This is a genomic window from Psychromonas sp. SR45-3 (assembly GCF_014163575.1).
Taxonomy (GTDB): Bacteria; Pseudomonadota; Gammaproteobacteria; order Enterobacterales; family Psychromonadaceae; genus Psychromonas; species Psychromonas arctica.
The window spans coordinates 55,720-71,712 of record NZ_JACJDP010000022.1 but is presented as its reverse complement, the minus strand read 5'-3'; the positions used below and the strand labels follow the sequence as shown (position 1 = coordinate 71,712).

Below are 15,993 nucleotides of genomic sequence, written 5' to 3'. Positions count from 1 at the left end.
GCTGAATTAACAGCACAAGGTAAAGCGGTACGTGTTGTATCTATCCCTTGTACTGAGCAGTTTGAATTACAATCAGCAGAGTACAAAGAATCTGTATTACCAGCAGCAGTGACTAAACGTGTTGCTATTGAAGCGGGTATTGCTGATTACTGGTACAAATACGTTGGCTTAAACGGTGCAGTAATTGGTATGACAACATTTGGTGAGTCAGCACCTGCCGATCAACTCTTTGAGATGTTTGGTTTCACTGTTGATAATGTTGTGAACACTGCAATTAACTTATAAATTAAGCATTTAAATAAATAAACTAACTTATGGCAGCGTGGCTGCCTTTTGAAAAGGAAAAATATTATGTCTGAAGTATTTCATTTAGGTTTAACAAAAGCGATGTTAGATGGTGCAACTGTAGCGATTGTCCCAGGTGATCCTGAGCGTGTTGCTCGTATTGCTGAATTAATGGAAAATGCAACATTTTTAGCAAGCCATCGTGAGTACACAAGCTACTTAGCATACATAGATGGGAAAGCCGTTGTTGTTTGTTCAACAGGTATTGGTGGTCCATCGACTTCAATCGCAGTTGAAGAATTAGCACAACTAGGCGTTCGTACTTTCCTACGTATCGGTACGACTGGAGCAATTCAACCAAATGTAAATGTCGGGGATGTGATTGTGACACAAGCTTCTGTGCGTTTAGATGGTGCAAGTTTACATTTTGCTCCTATGGAGTTCCCAGCGGTTGCAGATTTCCATGCGACGACGGCAATGGTTGCTGCATGTCGTGATCTGGATATTGAACCACATGTTGGTATCACCGCTTCAAGTGATACTTTTTATCCTGGTCAAGAGCGTTACGATACAGTATCTGGTCGTGTTACTCGTCAGTTTAAAGGTTCAATGCAAGAGTGGCAGGATCTTGGTGTATTAAACTATGAAATGGAGTCATCTACTTTGTTTACTATGTGTGCTTCTCAAGGCTGGGCTGCTGCTTGTGTTGCCGGTGTTATTGTTAACCGTACACAACAAGAGATTCCAGATGAAGCGACTATGAAAAAAACAGAGTCACATGCGATTACGATAGTGGTTGCAGCTGCTAAAAAATTATTAAAATAAAGGCTGGTATCGGCGGTGATCGTAGTACTCAGTCTATCGCGCCAAAGTGACTCTTCAAGTAGAACAAAGAGTCACTTAAATCTATAGCCTGTTCATTTAAAACATTTAAATTTTTACCACAGCTGTTTTGATTGTGCCCGATGAAATTAGGCTATAGCGTTATGTTTATGCCATAAGCACTGTTGTTGTGTAGTTAATGGTTGCTAATACTGAGTTAACTTACTGTCTGTTGTGAGAATGTATCAATTGCATCAAACACATTCCCAATGTAGAAAAAGAGAGAAATTTCATATGAAAAAAAACTATTTTAATGAATTAAAAACGCTATTAGATAATAGCTCTGCGCCATACTCAGGATTCAATGTTGCTTCTATTGTGGTGTGCAAAGATGGACGAGAATTCAAGGGCGTTAATGTTGAATCTGCTGCTTACCCAACGACTATCTGTGCAGAACGTAATGCTATTTTCACTGCTGTTGCTGAAGGTATTAACAAAGGTGATATTCAGGAAGTGCATATCGCTGCTCGTAATGCGCAAAAGCTTTTGGTGACGGCGCATCCTTGTGGCTCGTGTCGACAAGTGATTGCTGAGCAGTCAAAGAATGATTGTGTGGTGTATAGCTATGAATCAGAAACAGAATATACAAAAAATACGATTGCTGCATTATTACCTTTTGCTTTTTTAGGTGAAGAGCTTTAATCGCTATTGGAAAATAGTTGTTATTAGACAATAATTGTTACGTTCATTTTAAGCACTCAAAGGTCAATATATTGGCCTTTATTTCTTTTATTAGCACTTTCTATGTTAGTCTTTTTTCGGTACATATTGGTTAAATCTAATCGCTTCTTCTAGTAGTTCCTGTGCAGTATAGGGTTTTTCCGCTAAAGCAAACTGCATAGCAGGACTTTTTCCTTTATTGGTTTCACAAAAATTAAATAGTACGCGATGAATCTCTGAAAAATTTGCAAGCGTATTCATACTATTTAACCCCTTATTCAAACTTCCTTCTAAATAAGTAAAATAACGATTCAGATATTCCGTATCCCTTAAGTCAAAAGGGGGGTTACTTTGCAATTTTTTAGTGATCGCGCTATAGGCTCCGGATTCGAAACTTGACCAACGATCTCCCCACCATCCCGCTTTTTTATTAATTAATGTTTCTTTGCTGTCAGCAAAAGGTAAATAATAATAGATTTCCGCTTTTTCAGTTTTAATCTCAGGATAGGCTGACATTAATGCAGCCGCGCGAATACTACTTTCTAACTCGATATAATGTCTGTAACGCTCTGTTTTATATATAAAGGCGCGTAGCATCGAAAAATGCACGTATGACAGCCTTGCTGGATTGATTAAATTACAGCGGTTGATCGGTTTTAACTCGCCAACCAATAATTTTTCGAAATGTTTACGCTGCATAGTTTGCTGGTAACGTTGATTAATTTCATTTTCAACATTACTAGAACACCCATCTTTAATGACAGTATTTTCAGTGCTGTGATAAGTATCTTGTTTGGTTAGCTTTTGTTGTGTGACATTACTGGTTTGCAATAAAATATAGCCGCTATCAGCCTCTGCAGTAAATAAAGTATAAAAACCTCGCTTGTGGTCCAAATGTAAGACTTTGCCTTCTGTTTGCAGTGCTATGTAGTCGCGCTGTAGTATTTCCTGCTCTTTTAAACGGCTAAAGTTGGTGAGCAATAATGATAATTTATCGAGGTAAAAGTAATAAAGACGTGCAGATAAACCGGTTTTTTTGATCGCCGCACTGGTATCGAGTTTATCTATTACTGTTTGTAGTACCTGTTTGATTGCATCAATATTTTTATGTTTACCTACGCTATACACTCGTTGGCAATTTTTACATTTCAAACGTTGTGTACCCGCTGCAGTGAAACCGTGTAATTGAGCTTCATTTTTTTCGTTAAAAAAGAAATATTGATAACAATGCGTACAGTGGCTAATTTTTCGCGAAAAATGGAATGCAAGCTTTTCTTTTAAGATATTTTCAATTATTTGGTTATTTACCCAAGGTGGATGGCTGCCACAGGCTTTACATTCCACTGCAAGGTACCCTAAGCGTTTACTTTTATAAATATAGTCATCACTTTTGTTTATGCCGAAATTTCTGCAACTAACTGTTTTACAACAATTAAAATCTTCTCTTATATTAAACATAATATTGGCTCCTTAAATCTGCTATTAGCATAAACCACATATTTTGTTAACGCTAGTTAATGCTATTCACTCAATGTCAAATCTATAGATCAAGATCTCATTTTAAAGTGCTTTGAATGCCTACTATTTACTCATTGAAGAGTGACAAGGAACAGAGATGCAAGAAATACTATTAGCTTTATTTGCGGGGGTCGTTGTGGGGTTAATATTTGCTTTTTTAAAGCTGCCGCTGCCAGCTCCACCAGTGCTTTCAGGCATTATCGGGATTTTTGGTGTTTATCTTGGTGGTGTTGTTTATCAACAATTTATCATTCCGTTATTGTCGTAAATAAATACTTAATATAAATAAAAAGTGAGACGCTTTCAACCAGGTTTCAGTTGCAAATAAAGAATCAAGTGAAAGGAACAAACATGCAAAATAAATTAGAGCAATTACGCCAAGTGACAACAGTTGTTGCAGATACAGGTGATATTGAAGCAATCAAACAGTACCAACCTGAAGATGCTACAACTAACCCATCACTGATACTAAAAGCTGCGACTATTGAAGCTTATGCACCATTAATCGCAGATGCAATCGAATATGCTAAAAAACAGGCCGATAACAAACAACAACAAGTAGAAGTTGCCTGTGACATGCTAGCGGTCAATATCGGTAAAGAGATTTTAAAAACAATTCCTGGTCGAATTTCTACCGAAGTGGATGCGCGTCTTTCTTACGATACTGAAGCGAGTTTAGCAAAGGCCCGTCAGTTAGTGAAAATGTATAATGATGCAGGAATAAGCAATGATCGTATTTTAATCAAGCTAGCGGCAACTTGGAATGGTATTCAAGCAGCTAAAACACTTGAAAAAGAAGGGATTAACTGTAACCTCACGCTGCTTTTTTCATTCGCTCAAGCACAGGCTTGCGCTGAAGCAGAGGTGTTTTTGATTTCACCTTTTGTTGGCCGTATTATGGATTGGTACAAAGCGAAGCAAGGTGTTGATTTTGAACCTAGTGAAGACCCTGGTGTGATCTCTGTGACATCTATTTATAACTATTACAAAGAGCATGGTTATAACACAGTGGTAATGGGTGCTAGTTTCAGAAATGTCGGTGAAATTCTAGCGCTTGCAGGTTGTGACCGTTTAACGATTAGCCCGCAATTATTACAAGAATTACGTGATACTGATGGTGAAGTTGAAACAAAATTAATCGCAACTACAGAAATTAAAGCAGCGCCAAGAGCATTAACAGAATCTGAATTTTTATGGGCTCATCATCAAGATCCTATGGCGGTTGAGAAATTAGCCGAAGGTATTCGCAATTTTGCGATTGACCAGAATAAATTAGAAACCATGATTATGGATAAACTATAATCGAGGTGTAACAAATTAGGTTTGTTATCAATAGGTAACAAACCGCACAAATTCGAATTTTTCGGATTATACATGCCTGGGTTGGCCAGGATATCAGAGGGAGATGACTGTAGAGTTATTCTTCAGTCTAATTGACATAAATGAATGGAGTAAATATATGCACATAATTATGGGTCTAGTGGGAGTTATATCCCTTCTTTTAATTGCTTTTCTTTTTTCTAAGAATAAAAAATCAATTAATATTCGAACTGTGGGTGGGGCTTTTGCAATACAAGCAATCATTCCAGCTTTCGTTATTTTTACTCCGTGGGGTGCATCATTCCTGCAGGGTATCTCTGGCGCAGTTCAAGGTGTTATCGATAGTGCTAATGCAGGGGTAAGCTTCCTATTTGGTGGTCTTGTATCAGGTAAGATGTTTGAAGTATTTGGCGGTGGCGGTTTTGTCTTTGCCTTTAGAGTACTTCCTATCATTATTTTCTTTGCTTCATTCATGGCGGTTTTGTATTACCTAGGTGTAATGCAATTCATTATCAAAATCTTTGGTGGCGCGCTACAAAAATTACTAGGCACAAGTCGTACTGAGTCAATGTCAGCTGCTGCGAACGTTTTTGTTGGGCAAACTGAAGCACCATTAGTGGTTAAACCTTACATTAAACATATGACTCGTTCTGAATTGTTTGCCGTAATGTGTGGTGGTTTAGCGTCAGTTGCTGGTTCTGTATTGGTAGGTTATGCATCTTTAGGTGTTAGCCTTGAGTACTTAATCGCTGCATCATTCATGGCAGCTCCTGGTGGTCTGTTAATGGCTAAAATTTTAGAGCCAGAAACAGAACTAGCCAAAGAGCTTACTGCCGAAGAACTCGCATTAGTTGAAGATGAAGACAAACCTGTTAACGTTATTGATGCTGCGGCTTCAGGTGCATCATCTGGTCTTAAACTTGCGCTAAATGTTGGTGCAATGTTAATCGCTTTCATCGCATTAATTGCATTAATTAATACTATGTTAGGTGCGTTTGGTGATGTTGTTGGTTTTGAGGCATTAACACTTGAACAAATTCTAGGTTACTTATTTGCTCCAATCGCTTTCTTAATTGGTGTGCCATGGTCTGAAGCTGTTGTTGCAGGTAGCTTACTAGGTCAGAAATTAGTAGTGAATGAGTTTGTTGCTTACATCGACTTTATAAATGTTAAAGAAGCATTAAGCGAACATACACAAGTAATTATTACTGTTGCGTTATGTGGTTTTGCTAACTTATCGTCAATGGCTATTTTATTAGGTGGTCTGGGTGTATTAGCACCTTCACGTCGCCCTGATATCGCACGCTTAGGCTTAAAAGCGGTAATGGCTGGTACATTATCTAACTTAATGAGTGCAACTTTAGTAGGTATTTTCTTCGCGCTAAGCGTTGCATAACCTACATATTTAAATAAGCACTGAGGTGCTCTTATGAGCCCTCAGTTATTTAACCTTTAGGTAGTATCAATAAATACGATACAACTTAATAACCCAAAAAATGAAATCAAAGGATTTTTTAATGAGTGATTTACAACAAGCATCGCGACAAGCAATTCATTTGATGGATTTAACCACACTGAATGATGACGACACGGATCAAAAAGTGATTGCGCTATGCAAACAAGCACAGAGTGCCGCAGGTAACACTGCTGCTGTTTGTATTTACCCACGCTTTATTCCGATTGCACGTAAAACGTTACAAGCACAAAACACTGGCGATATTAAAATCGCAACAGTCACAAATTTCCCACACGGTAATGACGATATCGACATTGCTGTCGCTGAAACTAGAGCCGCTGTCGCCTATGGCGCTGATGAAGTGGATTTAGTATTTCCATACCGAGCATTAATAGCGGGCAACGCTACGGTTGGAGAAAAAATGGTTAAAGCCTGCCGAGAAGTTTGCGGCGAGCAAGTCACTTTAAAAGTGATTATTGAAAGCGGTGAGTTAAAAACTGCCGAGTTAATTGAGCAAGCAAGTTCAATTTGTATTAATGCAGGCGCTGACTTTATTAAAACATCAACGGGTAAAGTACCAGTCAACGCAACATTAGAAGCAACAAAAGTAATGATCGAAGCCATTAAAAAGTCAGGCAAGGATATTGGCTTTAAAGCCGCAGGTGGTGTGAAAGATGCACAAACTGCAAATGATTACATGCAATTAGCCCGAGATATTATGGGTGACGATTGGGTGAACACAGAGCATTTCCGTTTTGGGGCTTCAAGCCTTTTAGGAAGCTTATTAGCGGAATTAAATTTAGCGACTAAACCCGCTGAAACTGGAGGTTACTAATGAAACGCACCATTATTCTATTACTTGATTCTTTAGGTATAGGCGCAAGCCACGATGCAGACCAATTTGAAGGCAGTTTAGCCGATGGCACTACTTTTAATGATGTGGGTGCAAATACATTTGGCAGTATTGCCAAACTTTGTGCAACAGGTCAAGCAGATATAAATCGTAAGGGGCCTTTAGTGGTACCTAACCTAACCAAATTAGGCCTAGCACATGCTTGCCGAGATAGTTCAGGTGAATTCCCGCTCGAACTCGACGAAACTGTTGTTCCTGTCTCTGCGTATGGTTACGCACAGGAAATTTCTACCGGTAAAGATACACCAAGTGGTCACTGGGAAATTACTGGCGCCCCTGTTTTGTATGAATGGGGATACTTTAAAGACAAGAAAAATAGCTTCCCGAAAGAATTATTAGATGCAATTGTTGAACGTTCAGGCATCTCTGGTTATCTAGGAAATTGCCATTCATCAGGTACGGTGATTTTAGATGAGTTAGGCGAAGAGCACATGAAAACGGGTAAGCCGATTTTCTATACATCAAGTGATAGTGTTTTTCAGATTGCTTGTCATGAAGAAACCTACGGTGTTGAGCGTTTGTATGAGCTATGTGAAATTGCACGAGAGCTATTAGAGCCTTACAACATTGGCCGAGTGATTGCGCGTCCATTTTTAGGCACTGCACCGGGTAATTTCGCACGTACTGGTAATCGACATGATTACTCTGTATTGCCACCTTCTGAAACCTTGTTAGATCGCATGAAAAATGCCGGTGGAGAAGTGGTCAGTATTGGTAAAATTTCGGATATCTTTGCAACCCAAGGTATTACCCAAGCGATTAAAGCAACAGGCTTAGAAGCATTATTCGACACTACTTTACAATCACTAAAAGATGCAGATAAAGAAACCATTATATTTACAAATTTTGTAAATTTTGATGCGGATTTTGGTCATCGTCGTGATGTGGCAGGTTATGCCTCAGCACTTGAGTATTTTGATACTCGTTTACCAGAAATGCTTGCGTTGATGGATGACGATGACCTGTTAGTGTTATCAGCAGACCATGGTTGTGACCCAACTTGGCCTGGTTCTGATCACACTCGTGAACATATTCCGGTCATTTTCTACGGTAAAAATATACCTGCAGGCCCTGTAGGTTTGCGTGACACCTTTGCTGATATCGGACAAACAATCGCGGAATATCATCAATTACCAGATCTTGAATACGGTAAAAGTATTTTTAAATAATTATTGGAGAATTAACATGGCAACACCACATATTAACGCAGTCGACGGCGCATTTGCAGAAACAGTATTAATGCCAGGCGACCCTTTACGAGCTAAATACATTGCAGAGACCTTTTTAGAAGACGTTGTGCAAGTGACGGATGTTCGTAATATGCTTGGTTTTACTGGTACTTACAAAGGTAAACGTATTTCAGTTATGGGCAGCGGTATGGGTATCCCATCATGTTCAATTTATGCGACTGAATTGATCAAAGATTATGGTGTTAAAAGCATTATCCGTGTAGGTAGTTGTGGCGCAGTAAGCAAAGACATTAAAGTCCGTGATGTGATCATCGGAATGGGTGCATCAACAGACTCAAAAGCAAACCGTATCCGTTTTGCTAATCATGATTTTGCTGCTATTGCAGATTACAGCCTATTAGAAAAAGCAGTGAACTCTGCAAAAGCGCACGGTATTAAAGCGCAAGTGGGCAATATTTTCTCTGCTGATACTTTCTATACACCTGAGCCTGAAGTGTTTGATACATTAGAAAAATACAACATTTTAGGTGTAGAAATGGAAGCGGCTGGTCTATACGGCGTGGCAGCTGAATACGGTGCAAAAGCACTATGTATTTTAACCGTATCGGATCATATCCGTACTGGCGAAAAACTGTCTTCAGATGATCGTCAAACAAGTTTTAATGAAATGTTGTTAATAGCGCTTGATTCTGTGGTTGCAGAATAAAAAGTGCATCTAAAAAATTCCTGCTATTTAATGCTTATGGCCCACCTTAAGCGGCAGGAGTTTTAGCCATCATCCAATGTGACGTTATGGATGATAGTCACCAAAAATGACCTGATATTAGACATGAATTATCATGTCTAGGGTTTGCTTTACTTAATAAAAGGAACTTTACAATGAAAAAAACAATACTTGCTCTTAGCTTAGCAGCAGCAATGCCAACGTTTGCAGCTGATTATACCGATGGCGATACGCATAAAAACGATTATAAATGGATGCAAGCAAATTTAATGTATTCAATTGATGAAATGCCACGCATTAAAGGTGCTGATGAAAATGATCATGACTATTTAGAGCTTGAATTTGGTGGTCGTGCTGGAGTATTAGATTATTACGGTTACATTGACACGTTTAACTTACTTAACTCTAATGATTCAGACAAAGGCGACGGCGCAAGCAAAATGTTTATGAAGCTGGCTCCTCGTTTTTCAATAGATGGTTTAACAGGTACTGACTTATCTGTAGGCCCTATTAAAGAACTATACTTTGCTACTTTATTTAATATTGGTGGTGGTAGTATCGATACTAACAATGGCGGCACTGGTGACGTTAACAATGCTTTTGTTGGTCTAGGTTCAGATATTATGGTGCCATGGTTAGGAAAAATTGGATTTAATATTTACGGCCTTTACGATGTAAACAAAAAAGACTGGAATGGTTACCAAGTGTCAACTAACTGGTTTAAACCTTTTTACTTCTTCGAAAATGGCTCATTCATTTCTTACCAAGGTTATATCGATTATCAATTTGGCATGAAAGATGAATATTCAACATCAAGTAATGGCGGCGCAATGTTTAACGGTATTTACTGGCATTCAGACCGTTTCTCAGTAGGTTACGGCTTGAAAGCTTATAAAGACGTTTACGGCCTTAAAGACGGAGTAAACTTTGGCTTTGGTGAGTTTGAAACAACAGGTTTCAGTCATTACATTGCTGCTACTTACAAGTTCTAAGCATCGCTTTTTTGACTGCATCTAAATAACATGTAGCCAATCATAAATAATTGCAGGATAGTCTTTTATCCTGCAATTCATTGCACACAATCTCCTACATTAACCTTTGAATTATTTGTAAATCGACTTAAACCTATTTCCAAATCATTTAACTATTACCCTCAAGTCATTTAACTATTCACCCTCAAATCATTTATCTCTTCACTATCAAATCATTTAATTATTCACCTTCAAATTATCCACCTATTGATGCCTGTTGCATTAACTATTTGAATGAATATCAAGCAGGTGAAATCAATCTAAGTCTGAAATACTATTAGCCAAAATAATCAAAAGTACGGCTACTTTTTGTTAAGCATAAAAATGAAGAGTTAAGGGATAAATAGAAATTATATTCGCTTATAACGACAACGGGTACCAAAATGGCAATAGTACGTTATTATTCAAAATACGTGCTGTGTGACTCAGTATATTTTACTAATATATTATTTCACCAACACATTATGTTAATAGGATTTAAGTTTAGCTTGAAAAGTAACATTTAGTTGGATTTTATAATGACAAAAAATAACCACATTCTTTATACTACATTTACTAAACCACTTTAATTTGTAACCTCGGAAATTGCATTTTAAGGTGGTTTAATTTTTTATCATGGTTTCAAATATTGAGGATTAAATATGATCACTAAAAATTTACCGCTTACTGATATACACCGCCATTTAGATGGTAACATCCGTATTGAAACCATTTTAGAATTAGGCCAAAAATTTAACCTTGCTTTACCTGCAACAACAATTGATACATTGCGTCCCTTTGTACAAGTCATTGAAGCTGAGCCTAACTTAGTTGCTTTCTTATCAAAACTAGATTGGGGCGTGGCAGTGCTGGGCGATTTAGAAGCTTGTTATCAAGTAGCCTATGAAAATGTCGAAGATGCTAAAAATGCACAAATTGATTACACAGAATTGCGTTTTTCACCTTATTACATGGCGTTAAAACACAATTTACCGGTGCAAGGTGTGGTTGAAGCTGTCGTAGCTGGTGTTGCTGCAGGTAGTCGCGACTTTAATGTAAAAACCAACTTAATTGGTATTATGAGCCGTTCGTATGGCACTGAAGCATGTCAAATAGAACTAGACGGCTTACTGAGCCAGAAAGATAAGTTAGTTGCCGTAGACCTTGCTGGTGATGAATTAGGCAAACCTGGTGACCTATTTGTTAAGCACTTTAAACAAGTGAGGAATGCAGGCTTACGCGTCACAGTGCATGCTGGAGAAGCTGCTGGTGCAGAAAGCATGTGGCAGGCGATTAAAGAGTTAGGTGCTGAACGTATCGGGCATGGTGTTAAAGCTATCGAAGATCTGAAATTAATGGATTATCTTGTAGCGAATAAAATTGGTATCGAGTCTTGTATTACTTCTAACTTGCAAACCAGTACTATTGCCAATATTACTAATCATCCTATTAAAACCTTTTTAAATCACGGTGTAATGGCGTCATTAAACACTGATGATCCTGCGGTTGAAGGCATCGAACTACCTTATGAATATGAAGTAGCTGCAATACAAGCAGGGCTGTCATTAGCACAAATTAAACAAGCACAGATTAATGGCTTAGAAATGTCATTTTTATCAGCACAAGAGAAACAAGCATTACGTGACATTGCTGCAAAGCGTTAATTTATTGCGATATTTCAATTCTTCTGAGTTGGGGTGAGTAATAAAAAGATATAAAAAAGGGCTAATTAATTAGCCCTTTTTTGGTTCTGTAAAATACTAAGCTTTATGAGGCCTGTTGATTGTTTCGTTTAAACCTGAAACATCAACAGTCCTAAGCTGTTTAGTGTGAAAGTATTTGATCTAAGAATAGCTTGAGTCGGTCTGACTGTGGGTTATCAAAGAACTGATGTGGTTCATTCTCTTCAATTACTTGCCCAGCATCCATAAAGATAACACGGTCTGCCACTTTCTTCGCAAAGCCCATCTCATGGGTTACACAAATCATCGTAATACCTTCGTCAGCTAATTCCACCATTACATCTAATACTTCCGATACCATTTCAGGATCCAATGCAGACGTTGGTTCATCAAATAACATGATTTCAGGATTAATACATAGACAACGTGCAATCGCTACACGTTGTTGTTGTCCACCTGATAGCTGGTTAGGGTACTTATGAGCTTGATCCGCGATTTTTACACGCTCAAGGTAATACATTGCTGTTTCGATGGCTTCTTTACGAGGCTTCTTATGTACCCAAGTTGGCGCAATCAATAGGTTCTCTAGCACTGATAAGTGGGGAAATAAATTAAAGTGTTGGAACACCATGCCTACTTGTGCGCGAATGTGACGTACGATCTTCACATCATCAATTAACTCTGTTCCATTTATATGAATTTGACCCTGCTGAAATTTCTCAAGGTGATTCAAACAACGGATAGTGGTTGATTTACCTGAACCCGATGGGCCACAGATAACGACTTTTTCGCCTTTTTTAATATTTAGATTTACATCTTTTAGTACATGGAAATCACCATACCACTTGTTGACGTCCTTCATTGTTATCATAAATTCTTGGTCTGACATGACGTTTCCTTTTAATGCTCGGTGTTAAATTTGCGTTCAATCGATTTTGAATATTGTGACATAGTAAAGCAGCATACCCAGTAAATAAGGGTTACAAAAACATAGCCTTCTACTTCGTAGCCCAGCCAATTAGTATCACTGTTGGTCAGAGTTACCATGGCAAGAATGTCGAATAAACCGATGATTAAAACAAGGGTAGTATCTTTAAATAACGAGATAAACGAACCCACTAGGTTAGGAATAGATATTTTTAAAGCCTGCGGAAGAATGATTAAAATCATTCCCTGCCAGTAGCTAAGACCGAGTGCTTCACTTGCTTCATATTGGCCTTTTGGTATTGCCTGTAAACCACCACGGACCACTTCTGCAATATAAGCCGCTTGGAATAACGTGATCCCTATTAAAGCGCGCAGTAATTTATCAAACTCAATACCATCATGGAAAAATAACGGTAATACCACTGAGGCCATGAATAAAATAGTGATTAGCGGAACACCACGTACAAATTCAATAAAACCAATGCATAAGGTTCTTAGAATTGGCATATCAGATTGACGTCCTAGGGCTAAAACAATGCCGATAGGAAACGAAGCGATGATACCAACGGCTGCAACTAAAATGGTGAGCATTAAACCGCCCCATTTTTCTGTTTCAACGGTTTCTAGGCCAAACCATCCACCACTAATTAAAATGAAACAAACAAAAGGAAACAGCAGCATCAGCACTATTTTAGATTTGTTATTTTTTAATACTTTTAATGCTATTAAGAATGCAACGCATAGCACTGCAACTAGGTTAGGGCGCCAATGTAAATGTTCAGGATAAAAACCATAAATAAACTGATCGAACTTTTCTATGATAAATATCCATCGCGCACCTGAATTAACCACTTCATCCTGTGTACCGCTCCAAGTTGCATCAAATATCATCCAATTTAACAGCGGAGGAATGGTGACGTAAATAAGGTATATACCAACCAAACTTAATAAGCTATTTCTTACGTCCGAGAATAGATTTGTTTTTAACCAAAAAATAATGCCTTTACTTCCCGAAGGGGCAGGCTTGGCTTCTTTCATTGTATAAGTTGCCATTTTAACGTCCTTTTATAGCCATTTTGGCGTTAACCCAGTTCAATAACAGTGAGATAACAATACTGATAGTGAGGTAAACAGCCATAGTCATGAGTATTATTTCAATTGCTTGACCGACTTGGTTTAATGTTGTTCCAGAGAATAATGTGACGAGTTCAGGATAACCAATCGCGGTTGCTAAGGATGAGTTTTTAGTTAAGTTTAAAAATTGATTAATCACAGGTGGAATGATCACGCGTAATGCCTGTGGTAAAACAACCTTTGATAAAATAACATGATCTTTTAAACCCAAGGCTTTAGCTGCTTCTTTTTGGCCTTTAGGCACTGCTTCAATGCCTGCTCGAACTGCCTCTGCGATATAAGTTGCAGTGTAGATGCTCAGTGCAAATAAAAGCGCTAATAACTCTGGGATAATGGCTAGACCACCTCTAAAGTTAAATCCTTTTAATTCAGGATAAACAGCTGAAATAGGCTGTCCTGCAATAAAGTAAACTAATGTTGGCGCTAGAATTAAAATCGCAAGAGAGACTTTAATAAGTGGGAATTCTTCACCTGTTTTATCGTGGCGTTTTCTTGACCATCGAGTCAGATAGAAAACCGCTGCGAGAGCAATAATAAACGAGATTAAAATCGCGCTACTACCACTTTCAAAAATAGGTTCTGGTATTAATAAACCACGATTATTTAAGAACACACTGTCCAAGTAACTCATACTTTGACGTGGGCTAGGTAATGCCGCTAAGACGACGTTATACCAAAATAGAATCTGTAATAGAATAGGAATATTACGGAATGTTTCTATATAAATAAGTGATAGTTTAGAAATTAAAAAATTGTTTGATAAACGTCCAATACCAACCATTAATCCCAGAATAGAAGCGAAAATGATGCCTAAAATAGAGACTAATAAAGTATTTAATAAACCTACAATAAATACGTCAAAGTAAGTCGATGTACCATCATCGTAATCGGTAAGAGTTTGGCTGATACCGAAACCAGCGGTGTTATCTAAGAAAGAGAATCCAGTTGTTATGCCACGCTTTTCAATATTATCGAACATATTATTAGCAAAATAAAATGCACATAAAATGACGGCGATTAAGGCGATAATTTGGAAGAAAACTGCACGGTGTTGGGGGTTGTTTAAGAAACCTTTACCGTCTATTGGGAGTTGTTTGTTGTTCATAATGTGCCTTTTAATCAGCTAGGGAAAAGGGGGAGTTAAACTCCCCCTAAGAGACTGTTTAAAATTAACGAATTGGCATTGCGTACATTAGACCGCCTTGGTTCCATAGTTTATTTAAACCACGGTCAATATTTAGCGGTGAATCTTTACCTACATTTTTGTCAAACATTTCGCTGTAGTTACCTACTTGTTTAACAATTTGGTAAGCCCAGTCAGATTTAAGGCCTAGATTTTCACCTGCGTTACCTGAAGTACCTAATAAACGTTTGATACTTGGGTTTTCAGATTTCATCATTGCTTCTGCATTGCTAGAAGTAACTCCTAGTTCTTCAGCTTCAAGTGCAGCAAATAAGCTCCAACGTACTACGTTGAACCAATTATCATCACCTTGACGAACAACAGGACCCAATGGTTCTTTCGAAATGATTTCAGGCAATACTATTACTGTGCTTGGATCATCCATTTTTAATTTCAAACCGTATAACTGAGATGCATCTGATGTTACTGCATCACAACGACCTTTTTTGAAACCATCAATAGTTTGACCTGATGTATCATAAGTAACCGCTTTATATTCCATATTGTTGGCTGTAAAGTAGTCAGTTAAGTTAAGCTCTGAAGTTGTACCTGCCTGGATACAAAAAGTTGCGCCATCTAACTCTTTAGCAGATTTAACACCTAATTTTGCGCTGATTAAGAAACCTTGACCATCGTAATAGTTAACACCTGCAAAGTTTAAACCTAGTGATGTATCGCGTGTAGCTGTCCATGTTGATGCTCGAGAAAGTAAATCGATTTCACCACTTTGTAGTGCTGTAAAACGCTCTTTTGCTGTCAGTGGGATATATTTAACTTTACTTGCATCACCTAATACTGCACTAGCAACTGAGCGACAAAAGTCAACATCAATCCCTTTCCATACACCTTTAGAATCTGCTGCAGAGAAGCCTGGTATACCTGTCGATACACCACAGTTTAAAACATCTTTTTCCATTACATCTTGTAATGTGTCAGCGTGAGATAGAGAAGGGATTGCTGCAGTAAGACCAACCAATAATGCTAATTTTGTCACTTTCATTGTATTTTCCTTGTGGCTTAAAATTATAGTCAAATCAACTATGAATATATGGGTACGCATTAAAAACGATATTCATATAAAGTAATTACAGCAACTTACATGCCACTTT

General features: G+C 38.0%; 16 protein-coding genes. 11 read left to right on the top strand and 5 right to left on the bottom strand.

The window, feature by feature from the left end:
- From H5084_RS12625 to cdd, 3 genes are all read left to right on the top strand, one after another.
- Window positions 1–285: transketolase-like TK C-terminal-containing protein (locus H5084_RS12625; RefSeq protein WP_310735755.1), on the top strand; the 285-nt coding region annotated here is incomplete at its 5' end.
- Between the two features lie 66 nt (window positions 286–351).
- Window positions 352–1,110 carry a uridine phosphorylase gene (gene udp, locus H5084_RS12620; protein ID WP_182690699.1) on the top strand — a complete coding sequence of 253 codons (759 nt, stop codon included), beginning with the start codon at window positions 352–354 and terminating at the stop codon, window positions 1,108–1,110.
- A 291-nt stretch (window positions 1,111–1,401) separates the two neighbouring features.
- Window positions 1,402–1,809 (top strand): cytidine deaminase, encoded by a 408-nt coding sequence (gene cdd / locus H5084_RS12615; protein WP_182690698.1) that lies wholly within the window; start codon window positions 1,402–1,404, stop codon window positions 1,807–1,809.
- 105 nt (window positions 1,810–1,914) lie between these two features.
- Here cdd and H5084_RS12610 read toward each other — a convergent pair whose 3' ends face one another.
- Window positions 1,915–3,285 (bottom strand): hypothetical protein, encoded by a 1,371-nt coding sequence (locus tag H5084_RS12610; RefSeq protein ID WP_182690697.1) that lies wholly within the window; start codon window positions 3,283–3,285, stop codon window positions 1,915–1,917.
- 157 nt (window positions 3,286–3,442) lie between these two features.
- Between H5084_RS12610 and H5084_RS12605 the strand changes: the two genes are divergently transcribed.
- From H5084_RS12605 to add, 8 genes are all read left to right on the top strand, one after another.
- Entirely contained in the window at window positions 3,443–3,613 is a 171-nt protein-coding gene (locus H5084_RS12605) for a XapX domain-containing protein (protein WP_182690696.1), read from the top strand.
- Between the two features lie 83 nt (window positions 3,614–3,696).
- On the top strand, window positions 3,697–4,647 hold the full coding sequence (tal, locus tag H5084_RS12600; RefSeq protein WP_182690695.1) for a transaldolase: 951 nt from the start codon (window positions 3,697–3,699) through the stop codon (window positions 4,645–4,647).
- A gap of 157 nt (window positions 4,648–4,804) precedes the next feature.
- Entirely contained in the window at window positions 4,805–6,061 is a 1,257-nt protein-coding gene (locus H5084_RS12595) for a NupC/NupG family nucleoside CNT transporter (RefSeq protein WP_028867067.1), read from the top strand.
- 121 nt (window positions 6,062–6,182) lie between these two features.
- The gene (deoC, locus tag H5084_RS12590; RefSeq protein WP_028867066.1) at window positions 6,183–6,956 is read left to right on the top strand and encodes a deoxyribose-phosphate aldolase; all 774 of its coding nucleotides are present in this window, start codon (window positions 6,183–6,185) and stop codon (window positions 6,954–6,956) included.
- The gene (locus tag H5084_RS12585) at window positions 6,956–8,203 is read left to right on the top strand and encodes a phosphopentomutase (RefSeq protein ID WP_182690694.1); all 1,248 of its coding nucleotides are present in this window, start codon (window positions 6,956–6,958) and stop codon (window positions 8,201–8,203) included. Before deoC ends, H5084_RS12585 begins: the two co-directional genes overlap by 1 nt.
- Before the next feature lie 16 nt (window positions 8,204–8,219).
- Window positions 8,220–8,930: a purine-nucleoside phosphorylase gene (deoD, locus tag H5084_RS12580; RefSeq protein ID WP_028867064.1), complete on the top strand. Its 711-nt coding sequence runs from the start codon at window positions 8,220–8,222 to the stop codon at window positions 8,928–8,930.
- Between the two features lie 173 nt (window positions 8,931–9,103).
- Window positions 9,104–9,940, top strand: coding sequence for an outer membrane protein OmpK (locus H5084_RS12575; protein WP_182690693.1), 837 nt, complete (start codon window positions 9,104–9,106; stop codon window positions 9,938–9,940).
- 680 nt (window positions 9,941–10,620) lie between these two features.
- Window positions 10,621–11,622 (top strand): adenosine deaminase, encoded by a 1,002-nt coding sequence (gene add, locus H5084_RS12570; RefSeq protein WP_182690692.1) that lies wholly within the window; start codon window positions 10,621–10,623, stop codon window positions 11,620–11,622.
- A 160-nt stretch (window positions 11,623–11,782) separates the two neighbouring features.
- Here the strand turns inward: add and H5084_RS12565 are convergent, their stop codons facing one another.
- The 4 genes from H5084_RS12565 to H5084_RS12550 form a co-directional block, all read right to left on the bottom strand.
- Window positions 11,783–12,529, bottom strand: coding sequence for an amino acid ABC transporter ATP-binding protein (locus H5084_RS12565; RefSeq protein ID WP_028867061.1), 747 nt, complete (start codon window positions 12,527–12,529; stop codon window positions 11,783–11,785).
- 11 nt (window positions 12,530–12,540) lie between these two features.
- The gene (locus H5084_RS12560) at window positions 12,541–13,620 is read right to left on the bottom strand and encodes an amino acid ABC transporter permease (RefSeq protein ID WP_182690691.1); all 1,080 of its coding nucleotides are present in this window, start codon (window positions 13,618–13,620) and stop codon (window positions 12,541–12,543) included.
- Between the two features lies 1 nt (window position 13,621).
- On the bottom strand, window positions 13,622–14,806 hold the full coding sequence (locus H5084_RS12555) for an amino acid ABC transporter permease (protein WP_182690690.1): 1,185 nt from the start codon (window positions 14,804–14,806) through the stop codon (window positions 13,622–13,624).
- A 64-nt stretch (window positions 14,807–14,870) separates the two neighbouring features.
- Window positions 14,871–15,884 (bottom strand): amino acid ABC transporter substrate-binding protein, encoded by a 1,014-nt coding sequence (locus H5084_RS12550; RefSeq protein WP_182690689.1) that lies wholly within the window; start codon window positions 15,882–15,884, stop codon window positions 14,871–14,873.
- Between the last annotated feature and the right edge of the window lie 109 nt (window positions 15,885–15,993).